General features: G+C 49.4%; 17 protein-coding genes. 5 read left to right on the forward strand and 12 right to left on the reverse strand.

The window, feature by feature from the left end; all coding sequences use genetic code 11:
• Positions 1-45 precede the first annotated feature (45 nt).
• A complete protein-coding gene (locus PKI34_00845; protein ID HNS16352.1) occupies positions 46-1,653 on the reverse strand; it encodes a carboxyl transferase domain-containing protein in 1,608 nt (535 codons plus the stop codon).
• Positions 1,654-1,829: 176 nt separating this feature from the next.
• On the opposite strand from PKI34_00845, the gene PKI34_00850 reads away from it, so the two are divergent.
• A complete protein-coding gene (locus PKI34_00850; protein HNS16353.1) occupies positions 1,830-2,216 on the forward strand; it encodes a GxxExxY protein in 387 nt (128 codons plus the stop codon).
• A 51-nt stretch (positions 2,217-2,267) separates the two neighbouring features.
• Here the strand turns inward: PKI34_00850 and PKI34_00855 are convergent, their stop codons facing one another.
• From PKI34_00855 to PKI34_00880, 6 genes are all read right to left on the reverse strand, one after another.
• Positions 2,268-3,098, reverse strand: coding sequence for an MBL fold metallo-hydrolase (locus PKI34_00855; GenBank protein ID HNS16354.1), 831 nt, complete (start codon positions 3,096-3,098; stop codon positions 2,268-2,270).
• A 158-nt stretch (positions 3,099-3,256) separates the two neighbouring features.
• Positions 3,257-4,330 carry a butyrate kinase gene (gene buk, locus PKI34_00860; protein ID HNS16355.1) on the reverse strand — a complete coding sequence of 358 codons (1,074 nt, stop codon included), beginning with the start codon at positions 4,328-4,330 and terminating at the stop codon, positions 3,257-3,259.
• Positions 4,331-4,387: 57 nt separating this feature from the next.
• A complete protein-coding gene (locus PKI34_00865; GenBank protein HNS16356.1) occupies positions 4,388-5,284 on the reverse strand; it encodes a bifunctional enoyl-CoA hydratase/phosphate acetyltransferase in 897 nt (298 codons plus the stop codon).
• A 57-nt stretch (positions 5,285-5,341) separates the two neighbouring features.
• The gene (locus PKI34_00870; GenBank protein ID HNS16357.1) at positions 5,342-6,607 is read right to left on the reverse strand and encodes a M64 family metallopeptidase; all 1,266 of its coding nucleotides are present in this window, start codon (positions 6,605-6,607) and stop codon (positions 5,342-5,344) included.
• A 49-nt stretch (positions 6,608-6,656) separates the two neighbouring features.
• Positions 6,657-7,292 (reverse strand): hypothetical protein, encoded by a 636-nt coding sequence (locus tag PKI34_00875; GenBank protein HNS16358.1) that lies wholly within the window; start codon positions 7,290-7,292, stop codon positions 6,657-6,659.
• 176 nt (positions 7,293-7,468) lie between these two features.
• Positions 7,469-8,251 (reverse strand): head GIN domain-containing protein, encoded by a 783-nt coding sequence (locus PKI34_00880; protein HNS16359.1) that lies wholly within the window; start codon positions 8,249-8,251, stop codon positions 7,469-7,471.
• Positions 8,252-8,477: 226 nt separating this feature from the next.
• Here PKI34_00880 and PKI34_00885 point away from each other — a divergent pair, with 226 nt between their 5' ends.
• The 4 genes from PKI34_00885 to PKI34_00900 all read left to right on the forward strand — a co-directional run bounded on the left by PKI34_00885 (position 8,478) and on the right by PKI34_00900 (position 13,014).
• Complete coding sequence (locus PKI34_00885; GenBank protein ID HNS16360.1) at positions 8,478-10,163, forward strand: hypothetical protein; 1,686 nt, start codon at positions 8,478-8,480, stop codon at positions 10,161-10,163.
• 12 nt (positions 10,164-10,175) lie between these two features.
• Entirely contained in the window at positions 10,176-10,811 is a 636-nt protein-coding gene (locus tag PKI34_00890) for a hypothetical protein (GenBank protein ID HNS16361.1), read from the forward strand.
• A 198-nt stretch (positions 10,812-11,009) separates the two neighbouring features.
• On the forward strand, positions 11,010-12,386 hold the full coding sequence (locus tag PKI34_00895; protein HNS16362.1) for a tryptophanase: 1,377 nt from the start codon (positions 11,010-11,012) through the stop codon (positions 12,384-12,386).
• A 175-nt stretch (positions 12,387-12,561) separates the two neighbouring features.
• The gene (locus PKI34_00900; GenBank protein HNS16363.1) at positions 12,562-13,014 is read left to right on the forward strand and encodes a 6-carboxytetrahydropterin synthase; all 453 of its coding nucleotides are present in this window, start codon (positions 12,562-12,564) and stop codon (positions 13,012-13,014) included.
• A gap of 10 nt (positions 13,015-13,024) precedes the next feature.
• Here the strand turns inward: PKI34_00900 and PKI34_00905 are convergent, their stop codons facing one another.
• The 5 genes from PKI34_00905 to PKI34_00925 all read right to left on the reverse strand — a co-directional run bounded on the left by PKI34_00905 (position 13,025) and on the right by PKI34_00925 (position 20,603).
• Positions 13,025-14,098, reverse strand: coding sequence for a hypothetical protein (locus PKI34_00905; protein ID HNS16364.1), 1,074 nt, complete (start codon positions 14,096-14,098; stop codon positions 13,025-13,027).
• Between the two features lie 4 nt (positions 14,099-14,102).
• On the reverse strand, positions 14,103-15,623 hold the full coding sequence (locus tag PKI34_00910) for a T9SS type A sorting domain-containing protein (GenBank protein ID HNS16365.1): 1,521 nt from the start codon (positions 15,621-15,623) through the stop codon (positions 14,103-14,105).
• Positions 15,624-15,759: 136 nt separating this feature from the next.
• Complete coding sequence (locus tag PKI34_00915; GenBank protein ID HNS16366.1) at positions 15,760-17,073, reverse strand: outer membrane beta-barrel protein; 1,314 nt, start codon at positions 17,071-17,073, stop codon at positions 15,760-15,762.
• 1 nt (position 17,074) lies between these two features.
• A complete protein-coding gene (locus tag PKI34_00920) occupies positions 17,075-17,650 on the reverse strand; it encodes an RNA polymerase sigma factor (GenBank protein ID HNS16367.1) in 576 nt (191 codons plus the stop codon).
• Positions 17,651-17,798: 148 nt separating this feature from the next.
• On the reverse strand, positions 17,799-20,603 hold the full coding sequence (locus tag PKI34_00925; GenBank protein HNS16368.1) for an agmatine deiminase family protein: 2,805 nt from the start codon (positions 20,601-20,603) through the stop codon (positions 17,799-17,801).
• Between the last annotated feature and the right edge of the window lie 19 nt (positions 20,604-20,622).

A 20,622-nucleotide genomic window follows, 5' to 3' on the forward strand; every position in this document is an offset into this window, starting at 1 on the left:
AATTGTTCTTTGGTTCATCGCTCATTCTGCGTACCTGCAACCTGTTCACATTCGGAAAACGCCAAAACGCTGGTCATCAAATTCACGGTTCAGGGAGGCGGAGATCCCCATGGCCAGCACCTTGCGGGTGTCCACCGGATCAATGATGCCGTCGTCCCACAGCCGTGCGGTGCTGAAATAGGCCGAACCCTCCTGGTCGTATTTATCCGTGATGCTTTTGCGCAGCGCATCGATCTCTTCCTGGGGCATCTGCTGCCCTTTTGCCTTATAGGCTTCTTCCTTGACCTGGATCAACACACCGGAGGCCTGCATTCCGCCCATGACTGATATTTTGGAGTTGGGCCACATGAAAAGCAGCCGCGGGCTGTAGGCCCTACCTGCCATGCCGTAATTACCTGCACCGAACGAGCCGCCAAAGATCACGGTGAATTTGGGCACAGTGGCATTGGCAACGGCGTGTACCATCTTGGCCCCGTCCTTTGCGATCCCCTTGCGTTCGAAATCCTTGCCGACGATGAACCCGGTGATGTTCTGCAGGAAAACCAGAGGGATCTTTCGTGAACAGCATAATTCGATGAAGTGGGTAGCTTTCAGGGCCGATTCGGAAAACAGAACGCCATTGTTAGCCAGTATCCCGACCGGAAAGCCCATGATATGGGCAAATCCGGTGACCAGCGTCGGGCCGTAACGCTCTTTGAACTCGTGAAAGCGGCTGCCATCCACTGTTCGCATGATGATCTCGCGCGGATCGATCAGTTTTCTGAAATCCAGCGGCGCAATGCCATAGATTTCTTCCGGATCATAAGCAGGCTCTTCCACAGGTTGCATATCCAGCTCCTGCCGCTGGGGTTTGTTGAGGTTCTGGAAAATATTCCGGCACATCTGGATCGCATGGATATCATCCTCGGCGTAATGGTCTGCCACACCCGAGATGGAAGTATGCACATCGGCGCCTCCCAGCTCTTCGGGTGTGACCACCTCACCGGTGGCGGCTTTGACGAGCGGCGGTCCTCCCAGAAAGATGGTCCCCTGGTTCTTGATGATGATCGCTTCATCGCTCATGGCCGGAACATAGGCTCCTCCTGCCGTGCACGAGCCCATAACGATCGAGATCTGGGGAATGCGCATGGCCGACATTCTGGCCTGGTTGTAGAAAAAACGGCCGAAATGGTCCCGGTCGGCAAATACATTGGCCTGTTCGGGCAGAAATATGCCGCCGGAATCCACCAGGTATACACAGGGCAGGTTATTGTCCATGGCGATCTCCTGGGCGCGCAGATGTTTCTTGATCGTTTCCTTGATGTAGGTACCGCCTTTTACAGTCGCATCATTGGCGATGAGCACCGTTTCCCGGCCGTGGATCACACCGATGCCGGTAACGATCCCGGCCGACGGATGTTCATTGTCCATGATCTCATAGGCAGCCAGGGAAGAAAGCTCAAGAAACGGTGTGTTGGGATCGGTCAGTTTATCGATCCGTTCCCGGGCAAGAAGCTTGCCCCGTTCTTTATGCTTCTGAACCGCCTTTTCGGGCCCGCCCTTAATGACCTGGGAGTGAATCTCTTTGTAGCGGTTAAGAAGAATCAGGTAATCTTCCCTGTTTTTTTTGAACTCGGCGGAGTTCACATCGAGCTTGCTTTCTAACTTGAACACGGTTGCTGGTTTTGACTGGTTTCCGTTGCAAGTTAGAAAAATTTCATCATCTACTCTTAATTTTTGTTCATCTCAGGGTAACATTTTTAACATTTCTGTATTAAATGAGTTGTAGGATGATTTTCCCTTTTGCTTAACCACTAAGGAACACGAAGGATTTCACTAAGGAAATACAAATGGATATGGTGAGTCATGATACAGAAGAGAATTTCAGGCAGGTATTGAATTGCGCTTTCCGGGTTCATTCCGCTTTAGGTCCTGGATTATTGGAAAACGCTTATGAAGAATGTCTTTACTATGAAATTATACAATGCGGACTGAAAGTCGAAAAACAAAAAGCCTTGCCTCTGGTTTACAGAACTGTTAAATTGGAAGCAGGATACCGGATTGACTTATTTGTTGAAAAACAAATCATTGTTGAGATCAAGTCCGTTGAAGCATTTACAGATGTTCATTTCGCCCAGGTACTGACGTACCTCAGATTATCAGGTAGCTGGTTAGCTTTACTCGTTAATTTCAATGTCCGTCATTTAAAAGATGGCATAAGAAGGATAATCCTTTAATCTTAGTGCTCCTTTGTGAAATCCTTTGTGTGTCCTTAGTGGTTAAATAAACTAAAGTTCCAATCTGTCTTTCACCCGAACTCCCTTTTCCGTTCGCTGCACCGTACAGCATTCAGTAAAAATATCATGTTCAAGGAACAGAACATACTGATGATCGGCGGCTGCATTCAGAAATTCTTCTTTTTCCTTCAGGGTGATCATGGGCTGCATGTCGAACGATAGAATCCAGGGAAGAGGGATGTGGGCAGATGAGGGAATCAGGTCGGCCGTGAAGACCACGGTCGTATTTTGATACCGGATGAACGGAATGACCTGTCCGTCGGTATGGCCATTGAAGATCCGGAGGGAAATGCCGGGGAACAGCTCGCCTTCCCGTTCGATGAATTGAAGTTGGTTGTTTTCGTGCAGAAGTGCAAAGCTTTCCCTTAGAAAAGAGGCTTTTTCCCTTTTGTTGGGATGGAGGGCATTTTCCCACTGGGTTTTGCTGATCCAGTAAGTGGCTTTCGGGAAGGCCGGAACCAGGCTCGACCGGTCATCACTGTACTTTACACTACCGCCGCAGTGATCAAAATGGAGGTGGGTCAGCAGAACATCCGTAATATCATCGCTGGTGTATCCGTGGGCTGCCAGGGACTTCTCCAGAGCGCCCTCTTGGTCGAGCCCGTACAGCCTTTTGAATTTTTCATCGTGATAATCGCCTGCACCATTGTCGATCAATAGTCTCCGGTTGCCGGTTTCCACCAGGAGGCAACGCATTGCCCAGGTGCACAGGTTGTTCTCATCCGCAGGGTAAACCTTTGACCAGAGGGATTTTGGCACTACGCCAAACATGGCGCCGCCATCGAGTTTGAGGGTGCCGGTGTCAATGGGATATAGATTCATGGATCACAGGATCAGGTTAATTCAGCTAGAAAAAGGATGACACTGATGACACGGAGGAACACGGATAAATTTCCGTGAAATTCAGTGTAATCGGCATATTCCGTATTCCAGTGATAAACAACCGTAAACCGAAAATGTTCAAAATGAAACGCAGCGGCTTATGCGTATTCTTTTACAAGGATTTCTCCGCGAATCACCCGCAAGCCGTTCTCTGCCAGGGCACGCATCTCATCCTCGCCGGGATACACGTGGACGGGACCCAGCTTGTAGATTCTTTCAATGATTTGATTGACGAAAAGTTTACTGTGTGCAATCCCTCCTGTGATGAGTATGCCGTCGACCTCGCTTCTGAGGACTGTGACCATGGCACCAACCGACTTTGCCACCTGGTAGGCCATGGCTTCCAGGATCAGCTTGGCTTTTGCATCCCCGTTGAGCACCCGCTGTTCAACGTCATAGGCGCTGTTGGTACCCAGGTATGCCACCATTCCGCCCTCGCCGGAGATCATTTTTTTGATCTCTTTTTGCGTATATTTTCCGCTGAAGCACAGGCTGACAAGATCACTGCAGGGAAGTGTACCACTTCGTTCGGGTGTAAACGGCCCTTCGCCATCGAGTGCCTGGTTAACATCGATCACCTTGCCTTTGCAGTGGGCGCCCACCGAGATACCGCCTCCGAGGTGGATGACAATAAGGTTCAGGTCTTCGTACCGTTTCATGACCGAGCGGCAATGGCTTTCAGCAACCGCTTTCTGATTCAGCGCATGGAAGATGCTTTTGCGTTCGAACAGGGGATGGCCTGCAATCCGTGCCAGGTCGCTGAGTTCATCCACCACGACGGGATTGGTGATAAAGGCTTTCGTATTGGGCAGCGACTGCGCGATATCATCAGCGATCAGACCGCCCAGATTGCTTGCATGTTCTCCATAGGTGGCCTGTATCAGATCCTGTTTCATCCGGTCGTTGACTGCATATACGCCCGAGGGAATGGGTTTGAGCAGTCCTCCCCGGCCCACGATGGCATGAATGGAATTCAGGTCGATATCCGCTTCTTTCAGCTGTTCGGTGATGATTTGCTTTCTGAAGGCATACTGGTCAGCCACCCGGGAAAAGGCTGCGATTTCCTCCCGTGAATGCCGCAGGGTTTTGGCAAAGATGGGCTGGTTCTCCTCGAAGACTGCAATCTTCGTTGAGGTGGAACCGGGGTTGATGGCCAGAATCCTGATATTCATCGTTTGTTGGTCAGGGGACTCTGGCAGGGTGATTGGATCCTTGCCGGAGTCGTAATGTTAATCCATTGCCGCTGCCAGGGCAATGGAAAGAAATTTACTGCGTTCCGAATCGGCACGGGATGTAAGTACGATCGGCACGCGTGCTCCCATGATGACCGCTGCGGCGGTAGCTCCCCCGATGAAGTTCAGGGCTTTGTAAAGGAAGTTGGCTCCATTGATTTCTGGGGCAACGATCAGATCAACATCCCCGGCCACATCACTTTCGATATGCTTCAGCTCGGCGGATTTCTTCGATACAGCATTGTCAAGGGCCAGCGGACCATCCACGGTACATCCCCTGATCTGGTTCCGCTTGTTCATCATCGACAGCGTTGCAGCATGCATCGTAGCTTCCATCTTGGGATTGATCGTTTCGACCGATCCGATGACGGCCACCTTGGGTATTTCCGTCCCCAGCCTGTGAAAGGCATCCACTGCATTGTTGATCAGGGCAACCTTGTCCTCAAAAGTCGGACTGACATTCATTGCAGCATCGGTCAGGCCGAGAAGCTTGTGGTAATAGGGGGACTCAAAAAAAGCGACATGGCTCAGCAATTCTCCCGATCTCAGTCCGTTCTCCTTATCCAGCACGGCTCTGAGAAGGTATTGTGTGCTGACCAGTCCTTTCATCAGCACATCGGCATAGCCTTCGCGGACCAGCCGGGTGGCCTCCATGGCAGCCTGAACCGAGTCAGGAACATGGATGATCTCGCAGGTGTTCATGTCGAAATCCAGCTCTTCCGCAATGGTGGTGATCTTCGGTTTGTGCCCGATCAGTACCGGCTCGACCAGACCCTCCTTCACTGCATTCCGGATCGCTTCCAGTACCTCGTAATCATCTGCAGCCGCAATGGCAATTTTCCTTTTGGGCCGCTTCTTCGCCAGCTCTACCAGTTCATTTAATTTAATGATCATATCCGCTCTGCTATGCTAAAAATTTTGTGTCACAAAAGTAAGGATTTCCCGACTTGGTTACTTGGAATAGAAATCAATCATTTGCTGAATGGCTTTCTGGCAAACTCCACAGAAGTCATTTACCCTGAAGGTATTCATCAGGCAATCATGGGCAGGGCGGTAGATCCCCCTGGTGGCATAGCCTCCGCCTTCAAAGACCCCAATCACATGCTCATATTCCCCGCTATCGGGCGTTGGAACCGGTACACCGGGTTGAACCAGGGAATCCCATTTCCTGTCAAAATCAACCATGGTGGTCAGATTGGGCTCCCAGGGTTCCACATCCAGCGGGTAGAAGTCGTTGTAGGAAACATCTCCCATATATTCATCACCCAGTCCTGCAAAGCCATGACCAAATTCATGCACGATGATCTTTGCCGAACTGAGGTTGCCGCTTACGCTCACACAATACTGGTTATAGATGCCTCCTCCTCCGTATTTTTCCTGATTCACCAGGATATAGATCTGATCATAGGGAGCATTTGCGGCCAGGTCGTGCATGGTCCTGTTGGCCCTGGTCATGCAGTAACGTTCGCTGTCGAAGGTATAAAAGCTGGTTTCAAGGATGGAATTTTTCCAGACACCATCGGCCGGGATATCGTTCCCTGATTCACAGGAGGGAGCCAGTACTCCCCGGATATTGAATTTTGATCTGTTGGACCGGAAAGGCTCAAAACTGAACAGGTTTTCAGCAAACTGCTGGCAATCCTGCTTGAATTTCTTCAATTCCTTTTCCGTGTATCCGTCAGGCAAAATAACGATGTCCACTTTTTTGGAAGGATCTCCCGACAGTTGTACGTCGAAGACCGGATAAGCAAATCGTTGCTCCGGATTGACAAAGTAATCAGACGGATCATAGCGATACTCGTATTTCTTTTCAAAAATGCCCGAACGGTTACGCGAATAGAATTCAACACGTGTTTGGTCCTTGGGTAAAGGAAGGAGCACGGTCTCGGAAAAGCTCTTCTGCATCATTCCGGCTTCAGCCGTAGTTTGCCATTCCATAAAAAGCGTGCTGTACCCGTGTGAATAGATCAGCTCACCGGACGCCATGTCGATGGCTTTGATCAGGTAAGAACCATATTCGAAGGGGTCGATGAGGTTGACTTTGGAGCCGGCCCAGAAAGGAAGGATCTTCACCTCATCCAGGGAATAGAAATCCGCGGTATTGGTTCCCGAATGCTGGTAATCAATTCGCAGGGTCTTGTTCTCAAAATGGGTATCAAACTGGGCGGTTAGGGTGAACACACAACTGACCAGGAGTAAAGTGACTGCAGTGCGCATGGGTTAGGATGTTTCAACCCTGCGAAGATAGGCAAAAAGTTCATTCATTCTAGAACTCGCCGAACTTCAGCACCAGGCCATAATTGAATCCACGCAGGGCGTTTTCATCGATATCACCAAACTGGAGGTCCTGGGTAAGGCGGTAGGTCACGGCAAACGCCACCCGCATAGTCTTCGCCAGGTTCAGTTCGAGTTCCACGCCGGGTTCAAACACAAAGAAAGCGCCTGCGTAATCCACATCCCAGTCATCCCATTCATTATCATGGTCGTGATTCTCCACCATGGCCATTCCTCCGGCTCCGATCAGGATGGGAAAGGCGAGGTGTACGGGTTTGAACGGGAAAACAACCGGCTCGATCAGCAATCCGCCATAACCTCCTGAAAGGAAGTGATCGGGTTCATCATTCACATTATCCCATTCCAGGTCGCTGATGAATCCATATCCCCCCAGCCCGATGGTCAGCTTATGGTCGAGCAGCCATCCTCCGCGCATCCCGAACAGGAAGGCGTCCTTATCGTTGATCTGCGAATAGTTGAACATCAGGGCTCCGTAGCCTCCGTTGTCGGCATTTTCGCCAAAAAGGGTTTGAATTCTTTCATCCTCCGCTTCAGGATTCGGTTCGGTCTGTGCAAACAGAACAGAACCTGACAGCAGGATCAAAATGACAAATCCATATGTTTTCATTCATTAAAGAGTTATTTATGGTTATTGGCTCGGTGCCAGACACCTCGCGTTAATTATGGTCATTCATTGCTAAATTGTCAAATTGTCAAATTGTTATTCATTGTTCTATGGTCAACTTTCAACTATCAACTGCTGATCCCCTGTTTTGCGGGGACAGATTGCCTGCTGCTCACTGCCTATCCGTGAACAACATCGCCGGATCCGGAGATGGATACTTCAATCTGCGGGTTTCCCTTGTAGTAGACCGAGCCACTCCCGGAAATCGTCACATCGAGGTAATCGTCGACAAAAACGTACACATTTCCGGATCCCGATATCCTGACGAAGCAGCTCTGCTGGATCAGGCCATAGGCTTTAATGTCACCTGAGCCGGATATTTCCAGGTCGGAGTTCACCGTTTCCCCCCGCAGTGTAATGTTTCCGGAGCCTGAGATCCTGGCATGGATTTGAGACGCCCCCGCGCCCAGGTCAATGTCTCCCGAGCCGCTTATATTCACTTCGGCACGCTGGGCAGTGACGTCCAGGTCAATGTTTCCAGAGCCTGAAAGATCAACCTCAAACGTCGCTGCATCGAACTCTGAATTTCCCTGAATATAACCAGAACCATCCAGGTGAACCTTCTCAAGATTTTTCACCCTTACCGTGATCCTGACCGGCAGGTTGTTATCCAGGCAATGGTGTTTTTGTTCACGCAGGACCAAGGTAGATCCATCGACCACGGTTTGTATGTAGGGTAACAGGTTGGATTCAGCTTCCACAACGACTTGTTCAACGGAGTCCTGGATGATAAAAACATCAAAGAAGCTTTCCGAGGAAATGGCAGTAAAGGACCCTGTGATCCTTGTTTCCGTTTCAACCATTTCATTTCCGTCGATGCAGCGGCCCAGCCCCTCGCAACCAGTAAAAACAAAGCCTGTGCATGAGGCCATGAATAACAAGAGGATCGTCTTTATTTTCATTTTGTTTTCCATCAACTTGAACTATTCCGGATTTTGACACTAAATTACTGCAAATAAATTATTATTCAAATAAATACATGAAATTTGCCCCTGTCAGGCGTTTGAATGGAATGTTTTGTTTGAAATCTCTCATAAGAAATAAAGCGCATTAATTGTAAAACGTATTCACCTTATTTATATTTGCTAAACAATTACAGATCACAAAAAAAATCTTAATTTACCAAGTATGAAAAAATATTGGCTCTCGCTGGTATTTTTCATTATCGGGATCATTTTTCTTTTGCTGCATTTTCTGATGCCTGCCGTGGGAAAGGGTGATCTTGATGTGGATATCCAGCCGACAAGTTACATCATGCCTGCTGCGTACAAGGTTTATTCAAACGAAGAGGCCATGGATGGCAGGTTTTATTTATGCAAGCTTGTTTTGAACAATGAGGGTGGCGGGGAGCTGAGGAACCTTAAGGTATCTTATCAGGTACCCGGATACATTGAATGGACCGATCTGGACAAAATAAAATGCCTTGTTCCGGGACAGAGCGCCGTACTGACGGTTTATCCTCATTTCAATCCTTCCATTGTTGAGAAGACAAGTACATCGAAGGAAACGGGGAACATTCGCATTCAGTACGAAACGAAGAAAGGGAGTGATGAGTTTGAAAAGTCGTTTGCTTTTGAGATGAGGGGGCGCAATGATTTAGTTTACAGTTCCATGCCGGCTGCTGAGATTGTCAGTTACCCGGACATGTTCGAAAATCTCGCTCTGGTTTCCTGTTTTATCACGCCGGAGGATCCGGTCATCAAATATTACACACAGCAGATTCAGCAAAAGATATTGAAAGGAGAGGCTGCTTCCGTTAATAATACCGACGAAGAGGCCGTACGGTTTTTGCTTGGTGTTTATGAAGCTACGCTGAGGGCGGGTATGGTTTACAGCGGGACCAAGGGGATTCCGTTGAATGTGGGGGAGATCAGTTCGCTGATACAGCACGTGCGTCTACCCAGAGAGGTAGTGACCGGGAACACGGGGCTCTGCATCGAGTTGTCCACCCTTTATGCGAGTGTCCTTTCCTGTGCTGGTTTAAACCCGCTGATCTTTTTTATTCCCGGACATGCTTATCCCGGAATCAAGGTCAACAATAATTATTATGCGATTGAGGCGACCGGTATAGGGGGTGAAGGGTTGGGAAACGTTGCTTCGGCGGAAAAAGCATTTGAAATCGGGATGACGGAGCTGAAGGAATTCATTCAGAAGATTCAGGAGGGTGATCCGCGGTACATGTATGCGGATATCCATGAGTTGTATGCCGGGGGGGTGCATCCGATGGAGCTCAGGGATGATTCGTTCCTGCGTCAGAAAGTTGATCAGGTGGTTGCATCCTGGGGCGGTAAGGGTGCAAAACAGTTCAATCCCAATGTCGGTGGCGCCCAGCAAGCTTCCAATACAGGGGGAAATCAGAATCAGGGCGGCGGAAATGATAATACCGGAGGCGGAGGTGGAAACATGCTGAATTACTCGGGTCCTGTAAGGTTAAGTTATCCAAATGGCTGGATGCGTTATGATAATCCGACACCCGGTTTCCCGGCTCTGGTTTCCCAGATTGAAGCACCGGATGGAAGCTCAAGCATCAGTGTCTATCGTCTCCAGGGTACATCCAATCCCGATGAGGCAATGTATTACCTTGTCCAGGCCTATATGGGCGCCGGAGTGAACATTCAATACCAGAACAATGGCGTATCCGGGGGTTATACAAGGTACTCAGGGCAATCATCCTCTTACGGCGGGGTATTCAACTGGGTTGGATATTTTAAACCCTCCGGGGGCAATGTGGTGGGTGTCACCGTTGGAGCACCCTATAATGTTTACTCCCAGGCACAGGGCACCATCAGTCAAATCGTTTCAACCATCCGATAATCCTATTTGACCATGAAAAAGTATTCGTTGACAATCGTGTGCCTGTTCTGGATCATTATCGCCTCCGGGCAGTTTGGCGAACCGTTGAAGCAGAATATGCTTTTCAGGATCGACTCCCTTGGCAATGCTGTGATCGAGGTGAGCTCCAAATTGAGCGCTTCACAATGGCAGCAGTGGGAGAACACCTATGGCGGGAAAAATATATCGCTCTTCAAAAGGGATATATCGCGGACCCTGAATCAATTTTACCTGTATGATTTTAAGTACGAATCAGATGAAATGGAGCGGACGTTCAACGTGACCTTCAAGGCTAAAGGTGTTGCCCAGTATATGGGAGGCAACGAATGGCTGGCCGAAATGGGTATGAAGGATCCGGATTTCTCGCGGCTTGATGATAACTCCTACCTGATCACCACCACTTATAATGACGGCGGCTTGCTTGTTCAGCAAAACAATACGATTCATTTTCCCAAAAAGGCCTCCAATGTTAAAGAAGATACGGACGAATTTGGCTATGCCACCTTCACCTACGACTTGAAGCCGGTATCTTCAGGTTTTCCTCTGTTTCTGATCGTTGGGCTGGCGTTCATTCTGCTTGGAATAGCGTCAGCCGTATTTTTTGCACTCAGGCCTGCCAGGGTTCAGTAACGGATCATTTTTTTTATATCTTTGGGCCATAATGTATTGCTATGACCCGGAACGGTCTATTATCCATTCTGGCCTCCAAGAATTACCTTAACGTAAAAAAAAGGGACGTATACCCTTTCAGACTCCTCCTTTTATTGGAGTGATTTTTTCCTCTTTCTCAATCAATTCATTACAGATTTATTTTATTAATTCTAAACCATGGAATTACCTTTTGCCGAATCCTATAAGATAAAGATGGTGGAGCTTATCCGTCGGAGTTCCCGTTCGGAAAGGGAACAATGGATACAGGAGGCCCGGTTCAATATTTTCAATCTCCGCAGCGATCAGGTTTTCATTGATTTACTGACCGACTCGGGAACAGGCGCCATGAGTGACCGGCAGTGGTCGGAGATGATGCTGGGGGATGAAAGCTACGCAGGCTCTTCTTCGTATTATAAAATGAAGGAAGCTGTCAAAGATATCATGGGCTTTGATTATTTTCTCCCAACGCACCAGGGCAGGGCTGCCGAGAATGTGCTCTTCTCCGTATTGGTCAAAAAAGGGGACCTTGTTCCGGGGAATGCCCATTTCGATACTACAAAGGGGCATATCGAGTTCCGGAAGGCCGAGGCGGTTGATTGTACCATTGATGAGGCGTACGATACCACCGTCGCTCATCCGTTCAAAGGGAATGTCGATACCGGAAAACTTGAGCAAGTGCTTAAAAGCCATCCTTTGGACCGGATCCCGTTCATCATCCTGACCATCACCTGCAATACATCCGGAGGCCAGCCTGTATCCCTGGAAAATATCAGGGAGGTTCACGCCCTGGCAAAGAAATATGGGATCCCTGTTGTGTTCGACTCTGCCCGTTTTGCAGAAAATGCCTATTTTATCAAGAAGCGGGAGAAAGGGTATGAACATAAAACCATCCGGGAGATCGTGCGGGAAATGTACCAGTGTGCCGACCTGGCTACGATGAGCAGTAAAAAAGATGCCATTGTCAACATGGGTGGATTCATCGGTTTCAGGGATCCCGAACTGTTGCGCAAAGCCAGCCTTTATAACATCATGTTCGAGGGATTCAATACCTACGGCGGTATGTCGGGGCGGGATATGAATGCGCTCGCGCAGGGATTATACGAAGGCACCGAGATTGATTACCTGGAAAGCCGGGTACGCCAGGTGGAATACCTCTGGAACCAGCTGCAGGCTTACGGTATCCCCGTACAACAGCCTGCCGGCGGGCACGCAGTCTTTGTTGATGCAAGGCGGTTCCTGCCGCGTGTGCCCAGGGAGCAGTTCATCGCCCAGACATTGGTGGTTGAACTTTACAGGGAAGCAGGAGTGAGGGGTGTGGAAATAGGTGCCCTGATGACCGACAGGGATCCGGTCACACGCCAGCCCAGGTATCCATCGCTGGAAATGATGCGGCTTACCATTCCCCGCCGGGTCTATACCAATAATCACATGGATGTGGTGGCCGCAGCGCTCAAAAACATTTACGACCGCAGGGATGCCATCACCACCGGGTACAAGATCACTCGCGAAGCACCCTTGCTGAGGCATTTTACGGTGGAGTTGGAGAAGATATAGTCATTCGAAGTCATTCGAAGCCATTCATTGTCATTCATAGTTATTTGTTATACAACGAATGACCATTAATGACGCGAGGCCCGAAGGGCCGAGCAAATAACAACGAATGACCATTAATGACGCGAGGCGCACAGCGCCGAGCAAATGACCATAATAATCATTTTATCGCTACACAATGTCCGTAATCCGTCTTACAAAATCCTTTGCATTCGAAATGGCCCATGCTCTGCCTGGACATGACGGGCCCTGTAAACATATTCACGGACATACCTACGAACTGTTCGTAACCATCATAGGCAAACCGGTTGATGATCCTTTATCCCCGAAATTCGGGATGATCATGGACTTCAAGGAACTTAAATCGCTGGTAAGAGGAGCGGTGATCGATGATTTTGACCACGCCCTGGTGCTCAGAAAAGATACGGCGGATGCCTTGGTGAAAGAGGCCGGAAATGTACTCTTTCAACGTATGATCGTGACCGATTTCCAGCCCACCACCGAAAACCTGGTTGCGGAATTTGCACGAAGGATACACCAGCAGCTTCCTTCACACGTCACCCTGCAAAGCCTGCGGCTGAGGGAAACCTTGACATCGTTTGCGGAATGGTTTGCAGCGGATAATCCCTGAATGGGTTCTCTTAGTCCTCGAACACCTCTGTGGTCATTGGCGGGATGCCGGTATAATACAGGTCGTATCCGCCGCTTCCGCCAGGCCTGTCTGAGGAAAAAAACATCAATTCGTTGGTGAAGCCGCTGATCATGATGATGACCGGACGGTATTCATTGAAGGCTGTGTTGATCCTGTCGCCAAAATTCTGGGGTGCGGTCCAGGTAGCTCCCGCCCTGCGTGAATAGTACAGATCAAATCCGCCATACCCTCCGGGCCTGTCTGAGGCGAACACGAGCACCTTCCCGCTGATGAACGGGCATTTGTCATCAGCCTCTGAACTGAGCAGGGTATTCTTTTCCACTGGCCAGGTGGTATCGGCCGAGAAAAAACGGATCTCATCATAGCCTTCAGGAACAGTGGTCTGAAAAATGTCGTAATTCCCATCCCGGTCCGAACAAAAATAAACCTCCTGTATTTTCTCAGGATAGTTGTACCAGTCAGAGTAAGTGATGAAATTGTCGCCGTAAAATCCCACATAACATTCATTGGCATCCGTGTTCAGGGAGTTGATCCGGATCAGGTCACATTCTTCGTAGATGGTATCGTAATAGGCATCCCGTTCCAGGGCGTACCAGGCCAGACAAAGATCATGGTTGCCGGAGGTATCGGTCGAGAAAACGACGTGATTGCGGTACACCTCTTTTTCTTCCCAGTAGTGATAAACTACCGACAGCGGACCAAGTTCATTGCCGGTCGTATTGATCATACTGAACAGGGTATGCAGGTACTCAAATTCCGTATCCAGGTTGGAATGGTTGCTGATGGTCACCTTGCCGTCATCAAAGTCACAAAAGATCGTGATGTTTTTGAAGATGATATCAAAATCCTGTCCGTTCGAATTCCGGTTTGTGGAGAATTTCAGCACGATTTGTGACTCAATGAAGGGTGCGGCGGAATTGTAATCATCATAGATGGAATTGATGGAAGCCATGTTCTGCACCTGGCCGGTGAAGGTACAATCTTCCCTGCCTTCGAAATAAGGACATCCCGTCAGGAGCAATAATGCGCCGGTAGTCAGCAATAAAGCAATACAGGTCCTCATCCGTTTATTTTATGATTTTCTTAATGATCCCGCCTATTTGGTCATTACCCAGGTTAAGGATATAGATACCTTTATCTAAATGACTGATATTTAATTGAATAAGATGGTCCCCGGCCCTGTACGAATCTTCTGAAGTTAAAACTTCCTGTCCCAGCTGGTTGAAGATCCTGACCGACAGAGGAGCTGCTTTTGTCAACGTAATGGGGATGTATGCCACCTCACCGATCGGATTGGGATAGACCTCTCCGACCGAAAGGATGAATACATCAGGTTCTGCCACGGAAAGTGTATTGTACACTTCGGTCTGTGTGATCATAAATTCCACAGTTACCACCGGGTGTTCTTCATCCAGCGTCACCCAGGCGGGACCGGTCACTTTGCCCGGAACTTCGGCATGCACTTTATAGGTGCCCCATCCCAGCGAAGGGAAGTCAAAACTGCCTTGGTCCGAAGAATATTCATACGCAATGGCCTGTTCACCCTCCTCCATCAGGATGATTTCGATGTCCGGAACCGGCGACCCTTCCCTGAAAAGATCATAGCTCGCATTGACCGTTCCGTTGATTTCTCCTGTTCCCTGGCTGTAGTCAACCACGGGAACCAGGTAGATCGTATATGGATTCATGGGTTCTCCGAGGGTGATCATTTCGGCATCCGTCCAGGTAATGGCATCCACATAATAGGTGGGCAGGTAGTTCCCGTAGCCCGAGGAACCTTCCAGCAGCTCGGCCAGAAGGTAATAGTTGCCTTCGCGAACCTGTGTGAAAAAGAAATGGCCGATACTGTCGATGGGCTGAATGGTCATTAACATCATTTCACCTGACATGTTGGCCAGATACAGCGATACCTGCCCGATATCCGCAAAGGTGTTGCCCATGATCACCTGTCCTGTGAGGGTAAACTGATCTTCACAGCCTCCGTTGCCTCCGATTTCCTGGCAGGAAACGGCAGAGCAGCTGTCGTTCGGGATTGAATCCATGACCCATGTGGTAGTGAGGCACACGAGAAAACCGACCGAATCCGCTTCAGCGTAAGTATGAGTCACCGACTGGCCATCTCCGGTGGTTCCATCGCCAAAATCCCAGAAAAAGGAAGCGGGCTTCGTGGAGTTCACTTCGCCGGTAAAGGAGAAAGTATATCCATCGTTAGTAAGGAATGTAAAGAAATTTTCGCAGTCAGAAGGAACATTTTGCGTGCAAATGGCAAAATCGGCCACAATGGGCCCACTCAGGACTGTCACCAGGGTGTCATGCTCCATGTACTGGCAATCGAAGGTATAGATCTTGATGAAAGTAACACCCGAAGTGTTGAGAAAGAGCGTATCACCGTAATACCCCTCCTGGTCCGTTTGAAAGATATAAAATCCAAGGCTGTCGTTGCAGGCAGCATAAACAGGATGATCACTCACAGGGATGCTCAGGTCAAGGTCCGTTACATGCCCGCTGATGTATATAAAATTTTGTTGCGCACTGGTAAACATACCCGAGAGGATCAGAAAAACAGCAACCAAATGATTCCTTTTCATGGTTTTAGTTTTTTAGAGGTTTTGGTTAAGCCTGGTTAGCAGAAAACGCTTGACACTCTTCAGACGGTAAAAATTGCCGGCAGTTGTCTGCAAAAATATAAATATTTTACAACTTTTTCAATGTCAATCAGTTCTCTTAAAAGTGATAGGTCATTCCTGCACGTATGCCAAACGAATAGGGTGGCCGGCCGGTTCCATCCCCTTCATAGGTGGAATTGAAATACTGCCGGTATGTGGGTTCCAGTGATAAGCTGAATTTACCGGTGATCATGTACTTCGAACTCAAACCCAGCAATAACTGCCAGTTACTGTACTTTCTTTCAGGTGTCTGATCTACCATCATAATGTTTTCAGCTGCAAAATCGCGGAAAGCAGGATCTGATTTTTTTTCATTCAGCAACAGCGACAGGCAAGGCCCCCCGGCAACCATCATGGAAAATCTTTTGAAGTTCAGGAATTCATAACCGATCTGCAAGGGGATCTGGAGATACGTGCAGGCATTGTCGGTCCGGTAGGAGTCACTGTAAAAAACCGTATCAAACAATCCATATTCATTCAGAACATAACTCATTGAATCCGATGGAATTCCATATGTTTCAAAATCGACCCCCAGGTAATAACCCGTCATTTCGTACTTGTTGTAACTGATCTCATAATTTCCGTCATCCTGGGAACGGGTGATGCCGAATCCCGGGCGAATGATGAATTTGCCCATTTGAACCGAAGCCAAGATCTCCTGTGTATAACCCGACTGAAAATTCTTCGCCTGATTCCTGTAATCTGTCCATTCCGGAAAGAAATACAGCCCCGCTGCAATGTGTACAGGCTTTCGGTAGTCCTGTTTTCTCATCTGTATGTCAATGTTTTGCATCAGGTTACGCCTGCTGACGACAAATCGCTGCCCTTCGCCGGATGATGCGAGTTCAGCGAGTGATGGAAGCGTGGATAGTTGGTGGATGGATTCGTTGGTAAGATATTCAACAGGCGATGCTTCATTTATTTCCGGAGATGTCTTCTGGCCGGCATCTTCGTTTCCTGTTTCTGTGTCTTCACGGATCAGGGTGCTCTGCGGCCGGGAATTCGTTTGATGCACGGTAGCTTCAACCGGGTTTGCCTGATCATTTTCGGATGGAATGCTGATCGGGAGCGGATCCTGGGAGGTCAGCCGGTTATTGGATCCGGACTGTTCGACCAGACTCCCGCTGAGGATTTTATCTTCGGGCATTTTGCTGGTGATGGATGAATGCAGCAGAACATAGGCAGTGATGCCTGCGCCCGCAAGGATGACCGCCCCGATGATATTCTGCAGATTCAGCAGGTGGAAAGGACCGGACTGCGGATGAAGGTATCGGCTTAGGATATTCTTCCAGACTTTCCCGGAAGGGTCGACCTGATACCCTTCCAGTTTTTGTCTGAACAGATCATCGATTTTGTCGGGTTCGTTTTTCATGTTACCGTTGAATTGCGTACTTAAGAGAGCGGCTGATCAGCACATTTCGCAGCATTTTCCTGGCCTTGAACAACTGGGTCTTGGATGTATTGACCGAAATATTTAACAACCTGGCAATTTCCTGATGGGAGTAGCCTTCAATGGCGTACATATTGAAAACAAGCCTGTAGCCATCGGGTAAATCCTGTATCACCTTCATCAGTTCATCCTCCGTCAGGTCACACCCCGGAAGATCCTGTTCTTCTTCGACGGCGGGATTGTCGGAAATATGCACTTCATTGATTTCTTCAAGGTGTACGGCGTGGCCTTCCCTGGATTGCCGGTTGTAATGATCCACGGCAGTATGAACCACGATCCTGCGTATCCAGCCTTCCAGCGATCCCTCGTGCCTGAAGGTGCTGATGTTCGTAAAAACCTTGACGAATCCGTCCTGCAGTACATCCTCTGCCTCGGCAAGATTCCGGCAGTAGCGCAGACACACGCCAAGCATCGTCGCGGCATGGCGCCTGTAAAGCAGGGCGCAGGCCTTACGCTTACCCTGAAGACATCCCTCGATCAGCTTCTTCTCAGGGACCATCCAATCAGTCGTTTTTTCATAGACAGACGTACGGTATAAAAGTTGCCCGTCCGGGGGCAACTTTTATAAAGATAAGTATATTTAAGGATAAAAACGTAACTCGTCGTGACCTTTTAGCAGGATGCATTCCTGGCACCCGGTCCCGCTCTTAGGGTTCAATCAGGATCAGTTTCCGGACCATGATGGCATCTTCGGTTGAAATGCGCAGCAGATAGATCCCGGCAGGCACGCTGCCAATCACCGGGTTCCAGGTGAATGCGTGCTTCCCAACACCAAATTTACCTTCCGTCAGTATCTGAATGGTTTGCCCGTTATAACCGAGGATTTCGGTTTTCAGGTAAGTGTCTTCACTCAATTCCATTTCAACCAGTACCTGACCGCTGAAGGGATTGGGATAGACGCTCAAGGAAGTGTTCCTAGTGGCATCGTTGCCGGTACCCGAGATCAGATTATAATCAATGCCGATCAGTACTTTATGAAGATCGAATTCGGATTCGACATAAAGGGTATCATAGACCATCCAGGCCTGAGGGGCTTGCACAGGGAGAGCCACTTTGACCGTAAAGACCAGCGAATCCCCTCCGCCGAGAAGATAGGGCAGCGTAATATCCCAGGGTTCAATGTACCAGTAAAACATACCAATACCTTCCTTCGTGATCGTGTTGATCAGGATGTCCTGCTGGCCTGGATTCAGCACGGTGAAATCCTGACCGTAAGTCATCTGGTCATAGTTCAGGTAGATCAGCGAGTCCACGGATACGGCAAGATAGGGCAGGGATTCAACTGTAAAGTGGACCGGGAGGGTCAGCAGGGATTCATCGGGATCATTGGAAGAAATGAAAAGCTGGCCGTTGTATGTACCGGGCATCAGTTCACCGGCGTCGCACTGCACCTGGATCTGGGACTGGCCTCCTGCGAGCACCTGTCCTGTGTCGGGCACTACACTCAGCCACGGCCCCGGATCAAACGTGCTTCGCAGCGTCATGGTAATGCCTGTTGCCTGGTGCCCGCCTTCCTGGCCGGAGTCTTCGATCCAGATCTTCCAGGTGCCCATCATGGATTCCCCATTGAATGCATCCAGGTTTTTAGTGTAAGTACCGGGAAAGATATTGCCCGATATTTTTGCGACAGTGCCCAAAGGTGATTGCACCCAGAAAGAACCGTGATTTAACAGTCCGGGATAGAGGGTGTGCCAGGTATACACGATGGTCCAGCGACTGATGGTTTCGTCGTCCCCGACATAAACCTCGGTCCATCCTAATTCATCAAAGGTATTGGATGAATAGGCCGTCGGAGGAGGACTGTCGGGAATGGGGCAGGAGTAGTATTTATATTCGAGGATATTCGCATCGATGCCAAAGTTGAGTTGCATGTTACCGGTGTTGGAGATGACAAAGGTGCTGCCGGCTGCTTCACCTGTCAGGCAGGTAGCTTCGATTTGTTCGGCATTCAGGGCGATATCGGCTTCATAATTCATCTGGATGGTGAATTGGTGCGGATCAGCGGGGCCGATGTACGGGTGGTTGGCAGTCCGCCCCGACTGGTCGCTGACGGTCAGGTAGTAGGATATGATATCCGTTTCCCCGGCACCCGGAATGGAAGCGGTGTAGAGCGTATCGTTCTGGGAGGTCATCACCAGGGGAATAAAATTACCGTTGTTGATTTTGTAGTAGACTTTTGCCGAGTTAGGAGAGATGGCCGCACCGCTGAGTGGAATGATCGTGGCCTGGATCGCATAGCTATCCTGCTGGGGTTTGGTACCCCATAGCGGCATATGCCTGATCCAGAGCATTCCCAGGTCGGCAATTCCCTTGGCTCGGCAGTGGATGGCATCGGTGTTCTGCCAGCCGGGACCTTCTTCTGCATAGGTTCCGATGATCTCATAGCCGGGCATGGCTTCCTGGTAAGCATCCATGGCTTCATCGTCCCAGGAGCTGCCGGTCTGGGGGACAAACACCTTATCGTTCAGGATCAGCGAATTGGTATACGGAGTGCCGGGCGAAGTTCCGGGTGTGAAAACCCGGTAAACTTCATAGGGCTTGCCCCATCCACTGATCTGTTCTTCGAAATAATTCGCCACACCTTCAAATTCGCTGTACCGGGGATCACTCGGCGGTACCTGGCCGATCAATACCTTATCCACATCCAGGAATTTTCCCCAGCAGTCGATATGCTCTATGTAATCATTGAGCGGATCCTCCACGACATGATAGGCACTGAGACCAAGGTAGTCAAACATTCTGGAGTCAACCTCATCCGGTGTCAGGGGAGGATTCTGTAGGCTCATGTCAGCGTTTTCAGTGTACACCAGCGTCGTGGAGGATGATTTCCCGTAAAAGTCGGTCATGTAATTGCCTCCGGTATGAACGACATCCATTCCAAACAGGTTGATCCCCAGCGCACCTGCCAGCACGACAGGAACATTGTCGTCATTAGGCCGTGGACGGTTATAGGGAAAATCAACGATGCCAAACTCGTTATTCCCGTCGATGATGAACCAGGGACCGTAATCCCGTGTCCAATACGAATCGGTGGGTGCGTACATAAAATTGCAGTTTTCCAGGTCGACACCGTGGCTCTGGTAGAGGTTCTTGACGGTATTTTCCTGATCAGCACCCGTGACGATCGTTGTCACAACGATGTCTTCCGACATTTCAGCGACCAGGGAATAGGGTATGCCGAGCGGGTACCGGATCAGCACCCCTTGCATCGGGGCGAATTCAGCCACGTTAAAGACCGGTCCCTCCGCCGGATCGGTCGGGGTGAAGCTGCGGTTGTCCCACGAACGGATCAGCATCTCTTCCTCGCTGAGGTAATGCATCTTTTGCCAGACGGGAATTTCTTTATCCTGCTGGGAATAGGCAGGAGTGAACGTGCCCGCGAAAAACAGGAAATTGACCAGAAGCACGCTGGTGAAAATCCTTATGAATAAATGAGAGTTCGTATTTAACATAGGATTGTTGTAAGTTTTG

The sequence above is a fragment of the Bacteroidales bacterium genome, assembly GCA_035342335.1.
In the GTDB taxonomy this organism is placed as follows: Bacteria; Bacteroidota; Bacteroidia; order Bacteroidales; family JAGONC01; genus JAGONC01.